Origin of the sequence: Actinoallomurus purpureus, assembly GCF_024055795.1 — a bacterium.
Lineage (GTDB): Bacteria > Actinomycetota > Actinomycetes > Streptosporangiales > Streptosporangiaceae > Actinoallomurus > Actinoallomurus purpureus.
In genome coordinates, this window is the sequence record NZ_JAMXMY010000015.1 from 79,453 (window position 1) to 102,952 (window position 23,500).

Here is a 23,500-nt window from a genome sequence, read left to right on the forward strand (position 1 = left end):
TCATCTCGTCCGGGACCGCGAGCCGGATCCGGCCGAATCCGCGAAGGTGACGTAAACGGGCTGGAAATAGGTCTTCAGCTCCTTGGCGGTGAGGGGATCGGGATGCATCGCGTTCCATGGGTTACGCAAGCGGATCATCCCCCTCGAATCAACCTGGACGACCTCATACGTGTGACCGTCGATGATGCCCTTAGGGAATGGCGGGCTGCCGGGCGGCAAGAGCTCCGGGGCCACGAAGATCGGCTTTCTCGCGCTGAGGAGCTCACGGAACCGATCAATGAGCCGCCGGTCGGCGCTCTGCAGTGAGCGCCTGGAGGATTCGGGGAAGGCATGGCCCATCGCCGGAATCCCGGTCAGCCGGGTGAGCGCCTCGGCCACGTCGAACAAGGACCCGCGTCGGTTGTAGCGCGCGTATCCGCCGGCCCCGCCCCCGAACGAATCCGAATCCGTATCCGGGTCCAACGCGTCGTCCATTCCAGCGAACGTCTTCTCCAGAATCGCCGGCCACGCCGCACCGCGCACTTGGGCGAACGCGGCCCTGCTCGGGTGCTCGGCGACGACCGGAAGGTGGGGAGTGACGGTGAGTCTGATGCGCGGTCCGGTCGGGTAGGCCAACGGCTGGTCATCCGACAGCGCCGTAGTGTGGAGGACCACTTCGTAGTTTCCGTCACCGGTCTCTCGTATCGCGTTCTGGATGAGGTCCGGGCGGTGCCCCGCGACGGCGCCGAGCATGCTCATCAGGAAGCAGTCGCCGAGCCCGCCCTGTTGGGCCTGTTCTCGGGCGGGCCCCCTGCCGAACAGCGGGACAGGCCTCCCATCGGCCCCCTGGAGGGGCGTCCCCCACCCCACGTTCTCCTGGGTGAAGGGAAGCTCGGGGAAGTCCACCAGGCCCACCAGATCGGGGCTGCGCAGGGCCGCCGGCTGACGGGAGTCGCCCGGCGCGTTCCACAGTTCCCTGCTCGGGTAGTCCGGCCGGCCCACCGCGTCCGGCAGCCACCGGCCGTGCCAGGCCGTCATCCGCACTCCGGTTCGGTCGCCGAGCGGCACCTTGACCGGCGCACTCACCTCACGGCCCGGCGACCCCGCCCACGAATCGAGCTCCGCGCTCCGCGAATCCCCGTGGACCGGCGCCCGTCGCGCCCGGTCGACGTCGTCGAAGAACACGTTTCCGGCGTCCCGCTCCTCCGACGAGACCGGCCAACGCCACTGCGGCCTCTTGTCCATCGGCTCGGCGAACGTGACCGCGCCAGGGGCCACGGCCGCCCGGCCGGCCTCTCCGGCCGCGATCGCGTCGGTGACGAGGCGTAGGCCCATGTGCCGGGCGGCGGCCTCCAGCGCCGCCGTCATCGCCGCCCGCGTCTGCGGGGTCGCCGGCATGGTCTCCATCGCCAGGCGGAACCGTCGCACGCGGTCGAGACCGTTCAGGGAGGACACAGTGAGCCGGCCGCCCTGCAGGATCGCCCGCGTCCGGTCCTCGGTCTTCAACGGGACACCGACGCGGTCCAGGACATCGATCGGAACCTGCTCGGCCTCGTCGATGACCGGCGCGGAGGCGGGCAGCTCCTCCTCCGTCAACGTCGCGACCAGCCGCTCGTACGGCCCGCCGGCCGGCGGGCCGTCGGTGCCCGGCTCGTCCCGGACCGGCGGCGGCGGCGCGCCGCCGTCGAGTGCCCGCTCCAGCGCACGGGCGAACGTCTCCCCCTCCTCCGGCCGGACCGCCAGTTCCACCAGGCCATCACCGGTCTGCGACGGGACCACGCGACGCGGCGTCTCTGGAATCGGACCGCTCCCGCGACCGGTGGCCTCCGGCGCGGGGCCGTAGTGGTCGACGCCTCCGTCAGCGCGGTAGAGCCGTACGAGTGTGGCCCGGCCGGCGGCGTCCGGCAGCAGGTTGATCCGACCCGGCGTCGGCGCGACCCGACCGGTCCCCTCCACGATCGTCAGGCCGAGGTCCCGGCTCACCGCGTGCAGATCGGCCGACGGCGGCGCGGTCGCGTCGTTGCACGGCAGCAGCAACAGCGTCGTGAAGCCCCGCTCGACGATGTCGCGGGCCCTCGCCCTGACCACACCGGCCGCATCCGGCACCTGCCGGCCGTGCCAGGCCAGCAGGGACACCCCGGCCCGATCGCCGAGCGGGACCTCGACCGGCGCACTCACCTCACGGCCCGGCGACCCCGACCACGAGACGAACTCCGCGCTCGGCACGTCCCCGTAGAACGGCGCCCGGAGACCCCAATCCGCGTCGTCGAAGAACGCGCTGCCGACGTCCCGCCCCTCCGACGAGACGACCGCACGCCACTTCGGCCCGCCTATGAGCGCGCGCGGGACGGCCCCGGCCACGGCGGTCCCCGCGTCGTTGACGTAGCCCGGGCCCGGGTACCAGCGGGGCTCGGTGCTGCGCAGCACGCTGATCAGCGCGTGCGCGTCCCGAAGAAGGCGGGCCTGACGCCGGTTCGAGCCGATCAGATCCAGGCGGCCGGCGAGTTCCCCCTCGATCGCCTCGATGGCGTGCCGTAGGGCCCTGGCGGTGGACCAGCCGGGGAAGCGGATGAAGTCGCTCAGCGCGATGACGGCGTCGGCCTGCAGGTTGCTGGTCGTATCGCCGCGGAAGATCGGATCCCGGACCACGTCCGGAGCACGCCGCGCCACCGAGTCCAGGAAGTCGCGGACGTCGATGGCGAGGTCGTGACCGAACGGCCGGTACTCGCTCACCTGGAGCACCGCGTCCATCAACGCCCGGTTGTGCCGCCGTCCCTCGGGAGTGGCGTTGTTACGGGCCACCCGCTCGGCCATCGCACGGATCCGCTGTTCGATCGCGGCGAACACCGCAGCCCTGGTGTTCGACTCGTCGAGGGTCACCCACGTGTGGCCGAAATTGCGCAACTCCAACCGGACCTGATCGTCAGGGCCCAGTTCATCGAAGTTCCTCCGGACGGTCAGCGCCTCATTCTGGTTGACGGAGACACGGAGCAGTTCCTCGGGCAGGAGCAGAGTGTCGGCGTAGTCGCCCAGCGTCTTGTCACCCATGGGCACCAGATATTCGAGCGGCCGGCGCAGCCACCTCCACTCGGGGTGACGCCGCCACTCCCGTCGGATGTCCTTCGCGAGGCGTTTCGTGAAGTCCTGGACCAGCGCCTCCCTGATGGGGTCGCGATTGTGCGTCAGGAACTCCCGGACGTCCTGCCGCAGTGATCTACGGATGGCGCCGAACGAGTCGCGCAGGACACCGTGCAACAGCTTCTTCGGCAGATTCCCACGCTCTTGAACCCGGGTGTGGGCCACGGCGAACGCATGGGTGTGCAGAAGCGTCGTCGCCGACCGTAGCTCCGCCACGCCCGGCACGTACTCCGCCGCGGGCACGGCGAACCGGCCGACGCGCCGCCCCAGCCGTTCACTCAGGTAATCCCGCGTCAGATCCCCGGCGAACCGCAGCCCGGCGTGGAAGTGATCCTTGACCTCCCCGCGCAACGAGAACCTCACGGTGCGCAGGAGGAAGTGCGTCGTGAACGCCACCGGGACGTCGTGGGTGAACTGCGTGTAGACGGTGCCATCGAATCCGGGCGGCACGAAGATCGTGACGTTGTCGGTCACCTTCGGCCCGAACTCATAGTCGGGATCGTCCTCGAACAACTCCCGCAGCGGAGTACCGCGGAAGCCGGGGCCCGCCTCACCGTCGCGGAACCGCACCGCACTGCTCAGCCGGCCCAGGACGTCACGCACTCCGGCCTCGACCACGGCCGGGTCGTACCGGTGGTTCGTGACGATCTCGGCCCTGTGGACGCTCACCTCGGTGACGTTCGCCAGCCCCGAGGCCCTCGCCGCCTCCTTCGATCGGAAGTAACGACCGCCGGCGAGGAACCGCGACTTCCTTCGGATGACGTTACCCGGGCTCCATGCCTCCGCCTCTTCCCTCGTATCGAAGTAACGACCGCCGGCGAGAACCATGTGTCCGGTGTCGATCGTCATCACCACGCCGGTGGTTCTGTTGCGGAGGAGAACGGGCAGGGCGGGACCGTCCCAGCCGTCGCCGTGCAGCACCACGACGACCTTGTACTCGTGCTCGCGTCCCTGGTTCCCGTAGGTGCCGTCGGCCGGCGCGAGGCGGAGGGCATCGACCAGGTCGGGTCCCTCTGACGGCATGCCCAGCGGCACCGCCCGGCCGGTCGCGTCCGTGACGATCACCCGTACGTCGCCGCCCGTCACCGGTGCGTCCCCGCCGACGGGGCGAACCCGCGCCCCGGCTCTGGCCTGCGTCTCCACCCAGAAGAGGGACCCGCCCTCGTTCCGCAACGCGAAGCCATGGCCCGGACCGTTCGGCGACGACACCAGCAGGAACGCCATCGCGCCCGGACCCAGCACGTCCACCGTGGGAACGAGGTCCTCCGGACGGCCGCCCAGCGGGCGCCAGTCACCGCCGAGCGCCGCCGCCAGTTCCTCCTCCGGGCGCCTCGAGCCGACCGTCGAGTCGTCCCGGACCACCGCCGAACCGCCGTAGTGCGCCCGCCGGACCGCCTCCAGCCGGGGCACGCAGTCCCGGGCCTTCCCGTTCCATTCCGGCAGGACCGACGCCACCCGGTCCTCCAGCCTCTGCGCCCGAACCCGGACCAGCTCCGCCACCGACCAGTCAAAAAGCCCACCGACCGCAGCACCGTAATGCTCAACACGCCCATCCGGACGCCGCACCCGAACCAACGTCGCCCGCCCCCCGGCACCCGGCAACAAATTGATCCGACCCCGCCTCGGCATGACCCGACCGGTCCCCTCAACCACCGACAGACCAAAAAGCCGAGCCACCCGCCCCAACCCCACCGAAGACACAGGCGCAGCCTCGTCATTACACGCCAGCAACAACAACGTCGAGAAACCCCGCCCGGCGACCTCGCGCACCCTCCCCCGCACCTCACCGGCCGCCGGCGCCTGCCGACCATGCCAGCCCAGCAGAGAAACCCCGGCCCGATCACCGATCGGAACCTCAACCGGCGCACTCACCTCACGGCCCGGCAACCCCGACCACGAGACGAACTCCGCACGCTGCAAATCCCCATAAAACGGCGCCCGCCGCCCCCAATCGCCATCATCGAAGAACGCGCGCCCGACATCCCGCCCCTCCGACGAAACAACCTCACGCCACCGCGGCCGACCGACCAGCCCACCCGGCACGCCGTTGACGAACTCCGATTCAATCGCCCACGGCCCCTCCGACTCGTAGGCCTCCTCGGGCGCTGGACCGCCCCATTCGGCGACCAGCCGGTCGAAGAAGGCGGCGCGTTGCGGCGCGTACGCCCGCAGGGTCGCGGGCTCCAGGAAATAGTATTTTGCCGTTTCGGACAAATCCTCGTGCGCGTTGGTCGCGCCATAGCGGGTGATGGGCCGTTCACCGGCGAAGTTCGGCCAACCCTCCTCGGTCCAACTGCCCACCATATTGGCGAACTCGGGCAAATGCCTTTTCAGCTCCTGGGCAATGCGCTTAGCGGCCGGCCGCGCGAGCTCATCGGGCCTGCGCTCGAACAGCCTCGGATACCGCTGCCTGAACGCCCCGACGGCCGCGGCGTGCATCGGCGATTCGGCGGCGATCACGTCCGGCACCAGCAACGACGCCTTGATCGAGGCCTCGAGGTCCTCGGCTGCGGTCTTGGCGTTCTTGTAGGCCGGTTCAACGCCATCGGGCAGTCTCGGCCGTCCATCCGGCCCCCAGCTTCCGAACGCCTCGGTGAACTCGGGCAGGACGTATCCGAGGAGACCGTGCGCCAGTTCATGGACGATGGTGCCTTCGATGTCCCGGTCACCAAGTCCGGAGTTCTGCCGAAGAAGAATCGGGGCATAAAGGCTCACCGTTTGATGAGACCTGATGCACTCCGCACGCGCATCATATTTGATCCCACGAGTTTCTCCATCGATGCCGAAGGAAACGGCGCCGATATGAGTGACCTCCTGGTATATCCCGGCACGGCTCGACCATTCCCGCCGATGACCGAGAATCGGCGCGTAGTGGTTGAAGGCGGCAGGTAGCGCGCTCAACTCCTCCGGCGCCCACCGACGCACCCGGACCCTCGCGAGGGTCGTTGCGCTGGCTCGCCGGTTACTCTCCCTGACCGCGGCCACCGCGGCGTCGGAGTCCACCTGGACACCGAACTCCCCTGCGATCCAGGACAGCTCATCATCTCTTCCATGCACGCCGTATGTGCTGTCGGTCCGTGCGAGACGCAGCGCGTCGACCAGGTCACCTCCCTGCGACGGCATGCCCAACGGCACCGCCCGACCGGCCGGATCCGCCACGATCACCCGCACATCACCACCCGTCGTCACCGGCGTGCCCCCACCCACAGCACGAACCCGCGCCCCGGACCCGGCCTGCGTCTCCACCCAGAAGAGGGACCCGCCCTCGTTCCGCAACGCGAAGCCATGGCCCGGACCGTTCGGCGACGACACCAGCAGGAACGCCATCGCGCCCGGACCCAGCACGTCCACCGTGGGAACGAGGTCCTCCGGACGGCCGCCCAGCGGGCGCCAGTCACCGCCGAGCGCCGCCGCCAGTTCCTCCTCCGGGCGCCTCGAGCCGACCGTCGAGTCGTCCCGGACCACCGCCGAACCGCCGTAGTGCGCCCGCCGGACCGCCTCCAGCCGGGGCACGCAGTCCCGGGCCTTCCCGTTCCATTCCGGCAGGACCGACGCCACCCGGTCCTCCAGCCTCTCGGCCCGGGCCCGGGTCTGCTCCACGCCCGTCCGGTGGGAGAGGCCCTCGCCGTAGTGGTCGACGCGCCCGTCCGGCCGGCGGACGCGTACCAGCGTGGCCCGGCCCGCGGCGTCCGGCAGCAGATTGATCACACCCGGCGTCGGCGCGACCCGGCCTGTCCCCTCGACGACCGTCAGGCCGAAGTCGCGCGCCACCCGTCCCATCTCGAGGGACGGCGGCGCTGTCGCGTCGTTGCACCCCAACAGCAGCAGCGTCCGGAAACCCCGCCCGACGGTCTCCCGAGCCGTGGCTCTGACCGCACCCGCCGTATCCGGCACCTGCCGGCCGTGCCACGCCAGCGAGGAGACCGCGGCCCGGTCGCCGAGGGGCACCTCCACCGGCGCGCCGACCTCACGACCCGGCACCCCTGACCAGGAGACGAACTTCGCGGTCCGCAGATCGCCGTAGAACGGCGACCGCGGAGCCCAGTCGGCGTCGTCGAAGAACGCGCGCCCGGCGTCCCGCCCCTCCGACGAGACCAGCTCGCGCCACCGCGGCCGGCCGGTCGGCGCGCCCGGCACGGACTTGCCCGCGGTGCGGAACTCGCCGCCGGCGACGGCGGTCCCCGCGTCATTGACGTACTGCGGACGTGGGAACCGGAGATGCGCGTACGCGCGCAGGTCCCTGATCAGTCCGTCGGCGCGCCGGAGGAGCTCCGCCTCAGGACCGCGCCGGGACCGTACCGCGTCCTGTCGCGGGTCGAGTGCCCACCGGATCGCCCCGACGGCGCCTCGTAGCTCCAGGGCGGTGGTCGCGTCGCGATAGATCATCAGGTGGTGCAGTGCGATGACGGCGTCGGCCTGCAGATTGCTCGTCACATCGCCCCGGAAGATCGGGGCACGGACCGTGTCCGGAGCGTGCCGCGCCACCGCGTCCAGGAAGTCGCGAACGTCGGTGACGAGGTCATCGCGGGCCGACCGGTACTCGCTCAGCTCGAGCACCGCCTGCGTCAATCCCGCGTTGTACCGCCGGCCCTCGGCGGTCGCGTTGTTGCGGGCGACCCGATCGGCCATCGCGTCGAGACGGCGTGAGAAGGCCGCGATCCGTCTGGCCGTGCGCTGCGCCGCGTCGAGGCTCTGGTCCTGCGGGCCGATGTCGCGCATCTCGACCCGGACCGTGTCGGGGGAGCCGAGTGCGTGGAAGTTGGTCCGGACACCGATCGCGTCGTCCTGGTCGACGTAGGTCCGCAGCTGTTCTCGCGGCAGGAGCAGGTTGTCGACGTAGTCGCCCAGGGCGTTGTAGTCGCTCCACAGCGGGTAGTCGAGCACTCTGAGCGGTCGCCGCCCGGCCGCGCGCTCGCGTCGCTCGTAGCTGCTGATCGCGTGAGCGAGCCGTCCTTCGATGTCCTCGACCAGCACGGCCCGAATCCGGTCGCGATGGGCGGTGAGGAAACCGCGGACGTCGGCGCCCAGCGATTCGCGGATCGCGGCGAACGCGTCCCGGGAGGCCCCGTGCAGAAGCTTCTTCGGTTGGTGACGGCCGGCGACGAATGCGTGGGCGGCCGCGAACGCGTGCGTGTTCAGGAACGTCGTGGCCGCCCGTACCTCCGCGGTGCCCGGAACGTGCTCCATCGCCGGAACGGCGAACCGGCCGACGCTCCGCCTCAGCCGTTCGCTCAGGTAACGTCGCGTCACGCCGTCGCCGAACCGCGCTCCCTCCCGGAAATAGACCTTGATGTCGCCGGCCGACGCGAACTGCCGGGTCCCCGAGAGGAAGCTCGGCAGGAACGTCGTCGGGACGTCCTCGGTGAGATGGGCGTACACCGTACCGGTGAACCCGGGCGGCCGAAGGACGCTGACCCGGCGGGCGCTCGGCCCGTAGCGGTAGGCGGGGTCGTCCCCGAACAGTTCCCGCAGCGACGAACCGCGGAAGCCTGGGCCGCCTTCACCGTTCCGGAGCCTCACCGCTCTCATGAGCCGTCTCTTGACGTCGCGGACACCGGCGTCGACCACCGCCGGGGCGTAGCGATGATCGGTGACGATCTCGGTGATCATGACGGTCGCCCAAGTCACGTCGCCCAGCCTCGATGCCTCCGCCGCCCGCCGCGACGCGAAGTAGCGGCCGCCGGCGATGAACCGGGATCCGCTCTGGACGACACCCCCGAGCCTCGACGCCTCGGCCGCCTCGCGCGTCTCGAAGGAACGACCGCCGGCGAGGTACACCTCTCCGTTGTCGTGCGTGACCTTCACGCCGGTCGCGTCGTTCCAGACGAGAAGATCGTCGTCGTCCAGGAGGTCCTCGTCGCCGTGCACATGCACGACGAAGCCGATCTCGTACTCCTGGCCCTGCTCCCCGTAGCTCCGGTCGCTCGACGCGAGCGTCACGGTGTCGAGGGAGTTCGGCGCCTTCGGCAGCGCGTCCGGCGCCACCTCGCGACCACGGGGATCCACCACGATCACCCGCAGGTCGCCCGCCGGCAACTCCGGGAGGTCGTCGACGGGACGGACCCGCGCCCCCGGCCTCGCCTGGGTCTCCAGCAGGAACAGGATCCCGCCTTCGTTGCGGTACACGAACGCGTGCCCCGGACCCGACGGGGCGGACGGCGCGGACGTCAGGACGAACGCCATCGCCCCGTCTCCCAGCGCCGTCAGCGGCGTGAGGATCTCCGCTTCGGAGTCGCTGACGGGGCGCCAGTCCCCGCCCAGGGCTCTGGCCAGCGCCTCCTCCGGACGCGCGGCGCCGACCGCAGAGTCGTCACGCGGCGCCGCCGGAGCCCGGTAGAACTCCCGCCGCACGATCTCGAGCCGCGGCACGCAGTCCAGCGCCGATCCGTCGTACGGCGGCAGCACCCGGACCAGCCGCAGCTCCAGCGCCCTCGCGACCACGTCGACGGAGGCCACGACCGGGCTCGGCGGTGTCCTCGTTCCCGTCGACTGCGGCTCCGTGGTCCGGTCCTGCGCTCCGAGGCCCCGCGGCACCGGCTCGGAGAGCCGCTCCACGGCCATCCGGTCGAGCACACCGGCGATGCCGCGCACGTCGTCTTCGGCGAGGTCCGGAGTCCCGGAACCGTCCTCGGCCGCCGTCCTCAGCGTCCGCAGGATCTCCGCGGCGCTCTCCTCGTTCGACTCCGCCTGGTGTGTCCGCTCGGACAACTCGACGGACCCGTCCAGCCAGTCCTCGTCCAGCCGTCGCCGGAGCCCCTCGGCCGTCTCCTTCCAGGAGGCGCGGGTCCGGGCGGCGCGCATGAGCAGTCCCGGCAGGTCGGCGTGGCCGGCGGCCAACCGCTCCCGTCTGGTCGTGAGCTCCTCGGCGACGGCCTGCTCGAACGTCTGCCGGCGTGCCTGGGCGGTCAGGTACAGCCGGCCCAGGTCGGTGTAGCCGAGACCGTAGGCGTCGACCTCCGCGCGCCCGGCGTCCGACAGGAGACCGTCCCGCTGCGCGATCGCCGCCGTGAAGTAGCGGTTCCTCGACGAGACCGGGTCGAAGAACCACAGCGCGCCGCCGATCTCCCGGCGGGCGCGGGCCGGGTCGAACGTGAAGACGCCGCCGTCGGGGTCGACCCAGGTCTGGTGTACGCGCCCGTCCGGGCCGGTGACGTCCACCCGCACGTGCGCGTTCAGTGTGTGCGCCACGTCGCGGCCGACGGCGACCGGGTCCAGGTCCCAGGCCACCGCCTCCCGTGGCAGAGGCGCGAGCCGGCCGGTCGGGTTGTCCGGCCGGAGCGCGTGCAGCTCGTTGACCGCGTTGACAATGTCTGCCGTCGCCGCGTCGATGGCCTCGGCGGAGCCGTGGGCGGCCGGGAGCAGCTCGTACCGTCGCAGCGCGGCGGGCGTCTCGAAGTCCGGGGAGGTCTCCCGGATCGCCGTCAGGTCGGCTCGCATCGTGCGCACCGCCCAGCGCAGCACCACGTCGTGGCTTCGTGCGGCGAGCGCGGTCTGGTCGGCCGTCAGCACGACCGGCCGCTCGGCCCCGGCCTGGGCGCGGATCCGGCGGGCGACCTCCCGGTACATCCGTATCGGGTCGAGACGGGCCTGAGCCGCGTCCTCCAGGAGCGGGACCAGGTCCATCCGCGGCGCCCCGTCCGTTGCGGGCCAGGGCTTCAGCCGGGGCTTGGCGGCCCTCCTGAGCTCCTCCGCGTGCCGGAGCAGGCCGTCGATCTGGTCCTGGTACAGCTTGGCGTACGCCTCGCCGGTGATCGGGTCGCTCTCGAAGCGGCCCGTCGGCGTCTCGTCGCGGAACAGGTGGTGCGTGAAGCGTTCGGCGACCAGCCTGCCGCGGAACCGCAGCCGGACGAGGTACAGCGGCCCCTTGTCCGTGCCCTTCGCCTTGCCGTGCTGTTCGTCGCGCTTGTTGACGTTGCCGGCGGTGCCGTCGCCGAAGGCGGTGGCGCGCCCCGCGGGTGTGTCGCCCGACCAGGAATGGGGTGACGTGGAGTCCCCGAGCGCCCCGCTCCCCGACAGGTCGGCGTCGGCCGTCACCCGCCCGTGGTCCGTACCGGCGCCCACGGCCGTGCCGCTCTGGAACTTGTTGTAGCGGCCGACGCCGCTGCCCTTGATCTTCCCGATCACCTGCAGGTCGAAGAAGTCGCCCCGCAGCTCGATGTCCGCCCGCCGGTGGGAGTCGCCCGGCTCGAAGACGCCTCCCGGCAGCGCGTACGTGTCGCCTCCGGTCGCCTCCCACAGGTGGTTGCCGAGGTGCATGCGGGACATCCACACCGGCAGGGACAGGACGGGCCGCTTGTGCGGGTCGTCGGTCGCGTGGGTGGCCTGCGGGCTGAGCAACCGGTCGACCAGGCCCGGCGGGAACGTCCGCTCGAGCAGCGAGCGCGCGATTCGCGACGTGTCCTCGAAGACCAGGCCGGTGATGAGGGAGTCGCCCGGCAGCTTGGGCAGCGGGGCCAGGTCCGGCAGCGGATACGGGCCGTACGTCCGGCCGGCCTCGGCGAGCGCGCGGGTCACCTCGATCACCAGGGAGCCCACGACCGTCACGCTGCTCTCGGCGCTGTGCCGCGTCAGGCCGTCGAACATGTGGTTGAGCCGGTTGTTCAGCGGCCGGTGCGTCGGGTCCAGGCGCCGCACGTTCACTGAGGTCTCGACGTCGAACTCGACGAGCCAGTGGCCGTCATAGCCGGCGTACTCGGTCTGCTCCCTGGTGTGGGTGTCGGAGCGGGTGGTGCTCCGGTGGTGGCCGTCGGCGACCTTCAGATCCCCCGCGCCGCCCGCGGTGGGCTTCTGCACGCCGCTCGCGCTGAGCTTGGCGAAGGTGAGGGCCTGCGACCCGTCCCGGGAGGTACTGGTGGACGTCCCGGTGCCGCCGTAGCCGTAGACCTCCAGCCCGGTGTTCGGCAGGAACTCCCGGACCCGCGGGTCGGAGATCAGAGCGCTGGGGATGTTGACCTCGACGACGTCCGACAGCAACCAGCCCACCGGGTTCGTCAGGTAGAACGTGTACCCGCCCTCGGCCAGGAACTCGTTCAGCATCGTCTGGTCCCGGCCCTTGGCGAGCAGGCCCTGCAGGGCGTCGACCCCGCCCTGCATCCGCCCGATGACCTTGCGGTCCTGATTCCAGATCTCCACCCCGGAGGCGAGCAGCCCCGGTGCGACCTTGTCGACCTGCTCCTTGACCAGCTGGTACGTCGACTTGCCGTTCTGGTGCTCGAAGCTCTCGATGCCGCTCGTCCCCAGGAAGCGTCCTCCCCGGTCCTCCCGGGTGAGGTACTCGGGAAGCTCCACGTCCTCGATGGGGACCGAAGGTCTCGGCAGTTTACGGCCGAAGGTCGCGTTGAACCGGTGGCGGAGCTCCTCGTCGCGGATCGGCGCCACACCCTGGGCGTGCCGACTCGACAGGGCCGCGGCCAGGCCGTCGCGGTCGGCCTGAGGCGTCGCCCCGAGGTCGGGCACCTCCGCGGTCCAGCGCAGCAGGGCCCCCGCCACGACGTCACCGGTGAGCGCCCGGTCCCGTCCACCGTCGCGCCAGGCGGCGAGGTTCTCCGCGAGCCACGCGTCGTTCAGCGTCGGGCCGCCCTCGGCGTACCAGCGCAGCAAGATGCCCGCCACGATCTCGTCGGGTGGCGCCTCGGTGCCGTCGCCCCAGCCGACGAATGCCTCGGCGAGCCGTGCCCCGTCCACCGTGGTGGAGCCACCGCGGGCGTACTCCACCAGGTCCCGGGGCACCCCGACGTACGGGTCCAGCGGCGGCGGGTCGGCGAGCGTCCACGGGGAGCGCTCCTCCTCGGCCACCGCACGCCGCTTTTCGAGCACGGTTTCACGGCCGGAGGCGTCGACGTCCGGTCGGGGCTCCTTCGGCAACGATTCGGTGATCTTCGCCAGGTTCAGGGAGTTCCGCAGGTTCTCATCTGCTGCCAGCCGATCCGGGTGAACCAGGAACGTCGCAACATCCCGGACGAGGAAATAGAAATGCTTTTTCTGGCGTCCGTAGCTGATCGTGCCGCCGCGCTCTTCGACCGACTCCACCGTGATGTGGCTGATCAGATGTGATTTGGCGAGGAGGTAGCGGTGGTCGGGACGTTGCAGGAATGTTCCGCCGCCCACCAGGCCGGTGCTCGTCGCGGTGATTCCGACCGAATGCGACTTGGTTCGGCCGCCTGACTGGTTCGGGGAGGTCAGCGCCGACTCGGTCACGTCTCCCGATGGCCCGCTGGAAACGGTCACGGTGGAACTGTTGGCATGCCGCGCCCGGAGGTTTCGCTCGAACTCGTGCGAGCTATCTATCCATTGTACGGCCTCGGCCTCGACTGGAATCGTCTTCATGGTAATGCGGCCGTGGGTGTCGGTCACGGGGCCACCAGGCCGCGCGACCGGCGGGGGCTCGTATCCGTCCAACGTGGAATCGAAAAATGCCTTGAGGAAGTCGGAGGAGAAGATATCACTCAGCGCTTCCGCTGATTCGGTGCCCCATTCGGCCAGCAGCTCTGGCCCGCTGAACCGGAGCCCCAGCCAGCTACCGCCCTGCTCCCTCAACTCCTCGAGGAAGCGTTGGTACAGCTCGCCGACGGCGAGGTCGTCGACATTGACGAGGACGACGTCGCTTTCCCCCATCATCTGTGGGGTGACGGCGAACGGCCGCAATGCGTGGCCTTGGTCGTCGACGGGGACCGGCCGGAGCGCCGGGTCGAAGGGCGGCACCTTGACGACCCTGCGGTCTTGGGCGATCTCCGTGGTCATGGCGCCGGACGGGCCGAACAGCTGGTTAGAGACCGCGACCCGTTGCTCCGCCTCGACCTGACGGGTATCGGCCGTCTTGCCGGTGCCGACGCCGTGAACAGCCGCCATGACGCGGCCGGGCAGTCCCAGGAGAAGGTTGTTGATGAACCAGGGGACCTGGACTACCCGCCGGAGCGATACTTCGAGCCTGAATTTCCCTTTGTACAGCTGGGACCCGCCGTTGAAGACGACGAGGTCGAATTTGCTGGGCCCCCCGGTGCGCGCAGCGGAGCCGCCACGCGTACGACTTCGGGAGTAGCCGACTTCGGGGTCGACATCGCTGACCCCGAGCCCACCGGGAGTTATGCCCAGGATATCGAACCAGAAGCCCCTCGAAGAGGAGCCACCGGACGACTCGATGCTCCAGTGGAAGGGGTTGGTGTACCGCCCGCCCGATAGCTCGTCGCGCGCTTCGTCATAGTGGAAGTCATCTTGCTGTGCGCCTTTGATGAACACATAGTAAGCAGAGTCGATTCCCACCGGAATCAGTCGTAGCCCGGTGCTCATCAGCCTTGATTCCAAGCTGAGCAGAGTTTTGGGGCTCAGCAACTCGCTCATCGGCTTCGTAAAGCGACCCTCCACCGACAGCGGAAGCTCAGAGAGGGGTTCATTCCCCGCCCGCGCCAACACCGCCGGCTCATTAGCGCGAAATAGGTCGATCACCGCGCCCACGAGTGGGTTCTGTTGGGAATTGTCGGCCCGTGTTCCGTCATCGGAGAAGGCGAACGACTGCGTACGTCCGAACATCCGCAGCCATCGAGGGTCGACGGACTGAGGACCGAGCCGCCCCGATGCGGAGTTTGACACCCACCGCAGGAGTTCGAGCGCGTCCGTCATCTTGATGCGGCGAACGTCCCGCATTTTCGCCGAAAGGCCATACGACCCTTTACGCTGGTACTCGACCTCAAGAGTGACGATGACATGCCTGAACAGATGACCGTGATTCGCAGGCGCGACCAAACTAATCTTACCCGAGGTCGCCCTGTCATATTGGGCTTCGCTCCGCGCCCGTCCGGAACCGAAGGACCGACCCGCGCTGGCACCGAAATGCTTTTTGATGCCCGCGTTGATTCCCAAGCTCAGCGAGTGCGCGCCTTTTTTCTGCGGCCCATACTGCAGCGCGGGCGTCTGCTCCCAGAAATCAAGCATCCCGCTTCTTACATGATTGGGGTTCTGGGTATTCGAGATCTGGGTCTCGAGCGTCAGGCGCAATACGAGAGGCTGGCCGTTGAAACGCCACGATACGGTCTCGGTATAGCGGCCGTTGACGCTGTGCGATATGAGGCCGAGTAGACGGCCGTCGTCGATGACCCAGTCGAGCACCGTCTCCAGACGGTCGGCAGGGAAGACTTTGGTGTCCAGCAGCATCGATGACAGTTCGTCATCGAGTTCATCCGAGACCGCCAGGCCGAGCAATCGGTCGTCCGGCTGCAGACGCTCTCTTTCCTCCCTCGGTACCCGGAATTCCCTGCGGTCGTGGCTGACGCGGACTCCGCTCGCCTCGTCGCCGACACTGGCGGCGACCCTGGGGAGCAGCAACTGTTCAGGCAACCAGGAGGTGATCGCCGCATTCTCGATATCGCGGGAAACGGTTATCGCATCGAGAGTCGCCGTGATTTTAAGGTCGACCCCACGCTTGTACCATCGGCTCGGGCCATCGATGGTCGGAAACCCGCCACCCACGCTCAGGGACGAGCTGCCCAGTTGGTCGATGTGTTGGCGTCCATAATTATATTTGAATTTAAGACCAATGGCATCGAGTACACCGCCGGTAGCCTCGTCTAGATCAAACCCGGCGGATGCGGAGGCACCGAGATTCATCGCTCCCGTCAGCGATTGCGCGGTGGGGGACGCGATCATCGTGCCCCGGAGCACCTCCACCTTACGGTCGCGGCGGATGCCGGTGGACAGCGTTTCGCTACGGCGGCCGGTGAGCTTGATCGTCACGCTGTGGCCATTCGGCAATTGCAGCTTGCGCCGGAATCCCCGAGACCTCAGCACCCGGCGACTCTGGGTGTTGGCACCGTCCCACCCGAAATCGACCACGATCTGCCGGTGCAGCTCGTGCCCCTGCATGGGAGTCAACGGGGGAAGGCCGCGTTGCTTGATCGCTTCCTTGCTGAGACCCATCACCGCCTCTGCGATCTCACGAGCGGACTTTCCGTCCAGCATGACGTAGCCGGGGCCGGCACCGCGGTTCTCATGGAGATGCGGGTGGTAGAGGGGCGTGCCCTGCTCCGCGGCCTCCTGCTGCTCCGCGGCGGGGTGGTCGGGTGCGACGAGACCCGGCCGCGGGGAGCCGGTGCCTTCGAGCTCCGTTTCAAACGCCGGAACGTCTTCCCTCGCCACCCGCCCGTACTCGGTCCCCGACTCCTGGAACGGGGGAGCGTCGTTCACTATCGACAGGTCGGAAACCAGCTCAAGCGTGAACCGTTGGCCCAGCTCGTAGGCGACGGTGGGCCCTTCCGTCAGGAGCTTCTGCCACAGCATGACCCCCCGGTCCACTCCCAGGCTCCGCGAGGAGCCGCCACCGGCGTTGCCCTTGGCATTGCCCCCCACGATGAACGACGGGCCGAAAGGTATCGTCAACCCGCCTGCCGAACTCCTCCCCGTGTTCCCGTAGAGGCTGTTCACCTCGATGGAGCGTTGCTGCATCCACGTGGTCATGTCGATATCCGCGCCTTGCAGACGGTGCACCGACTCGAGTTCGCTCTTCAGGACCAGACCAATCGGTCCGTCGATCCCCTCGAACGTGAACTCCTGCGAGGGATGACCGAGACCCGTGTGGTGGGTGTACAGACGCAGCTGGTGGCGTTCGCTCAGGAACAGCCGGATCTGCCGCATCGTCTCGCCACTGCGAGCGATGACGTCCGCGCCGAGCCGCTCAAGCAGGAACGTCTCCAGCTTCCCCCAGAGACGCTCCAGACCGTCGATCGCCTCCAGGGAGACATACGTCCACAAGACGTCGTCCGGTTTCTCCCCATGAAGGGTGATTTCTCGCTCCCGCTGCGGCACCGGCAGCCCATGGTCCGCGGGCACCTGCGGGACGTGCGAGTCGGGGAAGCCCACCTTCACGTCCAGCGGCTCCGAACGCACCGGCGGCGCGGCCTCGGCGGCAGCCTTGTACGGACCGACCGTCGCCCTCAGGCGGGCGCCCGTGTGGATGAACCAGACGGCATCTCCCGTCGGGGTCGTCCGCCGTCCCACGCTGATCGACGTTTCCGCGAGGCCATGGCTCCGTTCGCTCCCGGCGTTCACCGAACCCCCGGGGAGAAAGGGAATGCCGACGAATGACGCGATGGGCGCGGTCGACACTCCCCCGCTCCAGGAGGTCGACCAAGCCTGGGAAGCGGTGACGCGGAGGTCCGTCTCAGGGTCCCAGGCGACCCCCCACTTCTCTCCCTCCTTCGGATTATCCGGGCCGGCTACCCGGGCGGTCTCGCGCACGCCCTCACGCGGAAGTTCCAGCGTGACGTTGACGCGGTAGAAGTCGTCCCGGCCGGGCAGTTTGGCGATGGCGTCGACTCCACCGTGGGCGAGCCAGTCGCCCCACTCCTGGTCCCCCGCCTCCTGCCGGGTCTTGGCCAGCTCTTCCAGGGCGATGTTCACGAATTCGTCGACGTCCGTATCGGAGATTTCTTCGACGTCCGTGTTGAAAAGCGGCAGCTGCCGTACGGCCTCGCGTATGACCGTGTCCAGTTCGGCGATCAGGCCTTCCAGATCACCGATCCTGCCCGCCTCCCCGAAGCGCCCGGAAAGGGCCATCCCCATGGGCAGCCCCCGGATCGGGGCCGGCTTCTCCGGCGTGTCGGAGGGCGAGTCGGAGGGCGCACCTGCTCCCTCACCCGGTGGCGTGCGGGTTTGATCGGTGCCCTCGGCGTCGGTCGCCGCGTGTACGGGCATCCCCTCGGTATTGAACTCAACAGATGGCAGGTGCTCCGCCGCCACGCGGTCGTCGGCGCCATCGACAGACTCCAGATGGTTCTGCGGCGCCGCGACGTACGGGTCCAGGGGCGGCGGGTCGGAGAGCGTCCGCCCGAAGGCCTCGCCGAACTCGCGGCGCACGCGGGCGTCGAGCACCCGCAGGCCGCCCAGCTCGTGCGCCCGCGCCAGGTTCCGTCCGAGCTCGTCGATCACGGCGAGTCGCCTGCCCGGGACCTGCGCGCGTCCCGCGACGTCGATCCGCCAGCGGGTCAGCAGACCCGCCATGACGTCGCCGGTCACGGTCAGCTCGCCCTCCCGCCAGCGGGTGGTGACATCGGTGAGCTGACGGTCCGACAGCGGCACGTCCCGGCGCGCGTACTGCCGGAGCGCGTCCTGCTCCGCCAGCAGGAACCACACGGTGCGGCCGTCGAGCCGCTGCGGGTCCCGCCGGTCGATGCCCGTGGGGAGGAGCTTCGCGTGCTTCTCCTGCCGGCCCTGAACGGTGAAGTCCACCGGCGCTTCGAACAGGTAGGCCCGGTCGATCTTGAGCCTGATCATCTCGAGCGCGCCGCTCACCCCGCGGGTCCGGCCGGTGTTGTGCTGCCAGCGACGGCTCAGGTCGAACTCACCGGAGACGTTCGCCTGCCCGGCGACGTCGCCGAGGACGGCGTCGAGCTGTTCCCAGGTGACGCCCCAGGATTTGAACGCGGTGAGCTTGCTCTCCAGCAGCACCAGCGTGATGAGGCCGAGGACGAAGGGGTCGGAGGTCGCGTCGACGAACTTCGCGGGGCCCATCGAGCCGGAGATGTCCAGCGCGCCGAAGGTGTCGCGGAGCAGGCCGGGGTCGAACGGCCGGTCGGTCGTGTACTCGCGGTTCAGGATCTCCTTCAGGTGCGCCCGGACCACGGTGAGGCCCGCGAACGCGCTCACGTCTCCGTCCGCCGGTCCGGCCGGGCCGACCAGGTCCGGCAGTATCCGGGCCGCCGCCGCCCGCAGGCCGGTGACGTCCACGCCGAGGACGACGGCCTGGTCCAGGACGCCGGGCGGGGTGTGCTTCTCGGTGTTGAGCAGCTCGGCGACCGACATCATCGCGGGCGGCAGCGACGGATGCCGCTTGATGCCCAGCGGGGGCACGTACGCCTCGGCCGTCTGCCGCTCGAGCGTCGGCAGCACCCGGTCCCGCCGGCCCTTCGCGATCCTGCCTCTCGGCCCCGAATGCTGGTACTCGACCTTGACGATGTAGTCGTCGGTCATCCTGAGCTTCAGCGCCTTGCCGGCGACGTCCAGCAGCTCGGGCCGGTTGTGCAGGAAGCCGATCGCGTCGGTGGCGCCGACGGTCCGCTGCACCTCGGCGCCCACCAGGGCCGCCTTGAGGTAGTGGTACACGGCCTTGAACTTGAAACCCAGCGCCAGCTTCCGGGAGTGGTTCGTCGAGAACCCGGCGGTGTCCATGCCCATCGGCAGGTTGGTCAGGTGGAACGCGTCGGTGGTGTCGAGGTACTCCGGCGGCGCGTCCGCGCGGCTCCTGGCCCAGATGGTCACCTTGGCGGAGTCGACGTCCACATCGACGCCCGCGCCGCCGTGTCGCAGTCTGAACGTGAACTCCAGACCGTCCTGTTTCATCAGGTCGTAGTTGGTGAACAGGCCCTGCTGGGACACCTCCTTCTCGAGCAGGTCCTGGTTCTTCCAGCGGCTCTCGAGCTTGTTACCGTGTGTGTACCAGTGCTCTCCGGCGAACGGATCGTCGTCGTCCTCCGGCAGGAAGCCGTACGGCCGCACCTCGTCCGTGATGATGCGGCGAAGCTCCTCGACGGTCGACTCCTCCGGGAAGAGCAGGCCGAAGTGGATGCCCTTGCCCCGCAGGACGGGCGCGGGAACCGGCCCGGGACGCGGGTCCTCCGCGGGCTCGATCCGGGCCAGCCTGAAGAACTCCGCGTCGGCGTCGTCTTCGGCGACGTCCTCGACCGCACCGTCGTCCGGCACGGCACCCTTCCGCGCGACGTCGTCCCCGGTCCCGCGCACCAGCCGCGGATCGTACGGAACGGTGTCGCCGGTGGGAGGCGTCTTCAGGTTCAGCGCCTCCCGGTCCACCGGCAGGCCGTGCTCGAAGGCCTGCGGCTCGGGCACGCTGATCAGCCCCCGGCTCACCACCGGCTCCGTCACCGTCCTCGCCTCCGGTGACGTCTTCGCGCCTCGGGCCTTCGCCTCCGCCTGCAGCAGCAACTCGACGTCGTACGCGCCGGCGTGGCCCACCCAGCGCCGTACCTGGACGAGCAGGCCGACCCGGCCGGCCGACAGGGCGTCGACGTTCGTCTCGGTGTAGGAACCGCTCACGTTGAGTACCAGGCCCAGGTCGGAGAGGCCCGGGGGCAGCAGGCTGACGTCCACGCTCAGCGGGGTCACCGTGCTGCTGTTGGTGAGGTTGTGCGCTCCGCTGGTGCCGTCGATCGCGGTGCCGACGTCCTCGATGTGGCGCTTGTCGCTGGTCACTCCGACCTGCCGCGCCTCCCGCGGCGGGCGCACGCCGCGGATGCGCACCGACGCCACCGTACGGCCGTGGTCGTCGTGCAGCGTGAACCGGTAGCCGCCCTTCTTGTCGTTGACTGCCTTGGCGAGGTGGGTGTTGGTGTGGAGCACCTTCTGGTAGAGCTCGCTCCGGGTGCTGCCGCCGATCTTCAGCGTCAGGCCCTGCGACTCCAGCGTGCGCACGATCCCGTCGAAGAGCTTGGGGAGTCTCGTCAGGCCGGAGGCGTAGAAGTGCGGCGGCAGCCGGTCGGCTTTGACGCCATCGCCGGTCGCGGTGACCTGGTTCCCGGCCGGGTCCTCGACGTAGTTGTCCGCCAGCCACAGCTTCAGGCTCTCCGTACCCGGATCCGCGATCCTGACCGGCTTGATGTTCTCCCAGTCGGGCGTGCTCCCGTCCGGCGACGTCGTACGGACCTTGACGGAGATGTTCGGGCGGTGGGCCACCAGGGTCTCGGTGATCCGGTTGACCTCGACGTGGCCGCTCTCGGCGTCCATGAGGTGGCCGGTGCTGCGGTTGGACTGGTTCGCGACACCCCTGATCGAGACCCCTGCCCTGATGCCCGCGCCCGCGCCGATCCCGAACGACGCCGACAGCGCACCTGCGGTCCGCCCCGTCTGACCCGTGAACGTGTCCACGTGCGTCCCGGTCGCGAAGGTGGCGTTGACCGTCTCGAAGCCCTCCGGCGGCGGGGACCCGATCGTGGACTCCGCCGTCTCGTCCGCCGTGTCGTCGCGGACCTGCGGGTCGCGAGGGTCGAACGTGACCAGGAGCTCCGCCTCGCCCAGCTGCACCATCAGGCCGCTGGTGTTGGCGTCGTCGCCGCTGTCGCCGATGGTGTACGGGAACCTGGCGAGCAGCTGCTTGACGAGCATGCTCAGCTCGGTGTCCGGAACCGTCACCCCGCGGGCGGCGAGCTCCGTGGTGACCGCCCTGAGCAGCGCCGGCATGTACGGCAGGCCCTCTCGGGGGACGCCGCGGGACCGCGCCATCGGGTCGATGTCCTTCGGCGCCGTTCCGGCGAGGCCGGACGGCGCCGGCGGCATCCCGAGCGGCCCCGGCGGCGTCCCGGCCGGCGTGTCCCGTACGAGCTCGGGGGTCAGCACCGAGTGCACCGGCGTACCGACCGGCGTGTCCGGCTCGTACAACCGGAACCGCCCTGTCCCGGCGTCGGCCCGGGACGCGCCGTCACCGGCACCGGATGCCTTGCCCTTGCCCGGGCGCCGGTCGCCGGCGGACCGGGCGGTCAGCGTGCCCCTCTCGGGGTCGTAGTCCACGCCGTACGGTGCGGTCGGCACCGGCCCGTCGGTCACCTCCGCGAGCCGCCGGGCCAGTGACGCCGAGCCGGCGTCCAGCAGGAACGGCTGGTACCCGGGCGCCTCGGCCGTCAGTACGGCGGTCAGCACGTCGATCGGGACGGCCTTGTCGCCGATCACGACGTCGCCGTTCCGGATCCGGGCGATGACGAACACGGTGTCCGGGGGCACGATGGCGCCCAGCAGCCGGACGGTCCCGTCGTCGAGGGCGGGCAGGTCCGCCGGCGCGTCCGGGAACCAGATGCCCACCGGGCGTCCGTCCGTGGCCGAGCGCGTCTCGACGCGTTCGAGCACGTCCGCCAGCTTCATCGGCGCGGCCGGCGGCGGCTCGGCCTCATCGACGGGCACGGGGGGCTCCGGCGCCGTCACCGGCTCGTCCTGCCGGCTCTCCGGAGCCGTGGAACGCGATCGGATCGAGGGGAAGTGCTCACGGGCGAATCGGCGGAGCGCCGGTGCCTTGTACCAGCGCTTCGTCGTGGCCGGGGTGTCCTCACCTGGCGTGACCGGCGTCTGGTCGCCGGACGTGACGGGGGCGGCGGAAGGGTGCTTGAGGTTCTCGATCTTCTTGTGGACGAAGGCGCGGATCCGCTTGGGCTCGTACCAGCGGCGCTTCAGGGGGGTGCCGGCGACCGGCTCCGACGTCTCCGGGTTCGGGCCGAAGAGGTGAGGCAGCCGCGTCTCCAGATCGTCGGCCAGTCGGCGGCCTCCGGCCGGGTCGTCCTCGAGCGGGAGCATGCCGTACAGGCCGTCGGGCGCGTGCACCCGGATGATGCCGCGAGGACCGGCCAGGTAGACGTCGACGTCGAACCTGTAATGGCGGTAGCTGCGGGTGGCCTCCTTGTTCCGCTCCTCGGTCGCGCCGAGCTCACCCGACTGTTCCTCCGAGTGCTCCTGGCCGTACTCGCCGAGGCCGATGCCGAGCATCTTCGCGGACCCGGCCTCGCTGCCGCCCTCGGGGCCGAACCTCAGGTGCCAACCGGCGGATTCCTCGTGCTTCTCCTTGCCGGTCTCGCTCTCCTGGGTGTAGATCCGTCCCTTGAACGGTGTGCCGTCGACGGGTCCGATGACCTCTGCCCGGGTGATCTCCGCTCCGACGATGGTCTTCCGCCAGAAGACCGGCACTTGGTACGCGTTGCCCAGGACGTGCTTGATGTAGGGCCGGAGCATGCCCTGCCCAGTGAAGTGCTGGTAGCGCAGGCCCGCGATCGTCGTGAAGTCCAGGCCGGGAACCCGCCAGGCGCCGGGAGTCCGCAGGTCCCTCGGCCCCCCGTACGGTGAGGCGACCGGTCCGGCCCATCGCTCGACGGCGCCCGCGAACGGGACGCCCCACGGATGCAGGTTCTCGATGAGGGCGTTCACCGCGCCGGCGTCCTGTCCCTGCCAGGGCCCGTGCTCGACCCACTGCGGGTCGGTCCCCAGGACGGGCGCGGGGGCCTCCGCCGGCACGTCCAGCATGGCGATGTGGTTCGGGACCAGCAGCCGTACGTCGCCCTTGAGGCCGTCCGGACCCGGTTCGTCCACGTGGTACCAGACGAACGGTCGGAGGTCGTACCAGAGATCACCGAGCTCGCGGGCCTGCGTGAGCCAGCCGAGGCCGGTGACCACCCCCTTGACGCCGCGCACCGGAACGTTCAGGATCTCCGGCGGCTCGACGCTCAGCCCCATCTCAAGCCGGAACTCCAGCGGATGCCTGTACTCCTGCGAGCCCTCCCGGGTGCCGGCGCGGTAGATCTCGAGCTTCTTCTCGCTCTCCTCGGAGCCGTGCCCGGACCTGCGTTCGTAGCCGCCGCCGATCTCCGGCCCCGCGTGGCCCTGGCCATGACCCTCCCGGCCGACCCGG

The 23,500-nt window shown here is 69.8% G+C and carries 1 protein-coding gene (cut by a window edge); it reads right to left on the reverse strand.

Going from position 1 to position 23,500, the window contains the following annotated elements:
• On the reverse strand, positions 1–23,500 hold the 3' end of the coding sequence (locus tag NE236_RS26210) for a WXG100-like domain-containing protein (RefSeq protein ID WP_252844803.1). The gene runs 26,870 nt beyond the window's last position; the window shows 23,500 of its 50,370 coding nt (coding positions 26,871–50,370); the start codon falls outside the window, past its right edge — the gene reads right to left on this strand; the stop codon is at positions 1–3.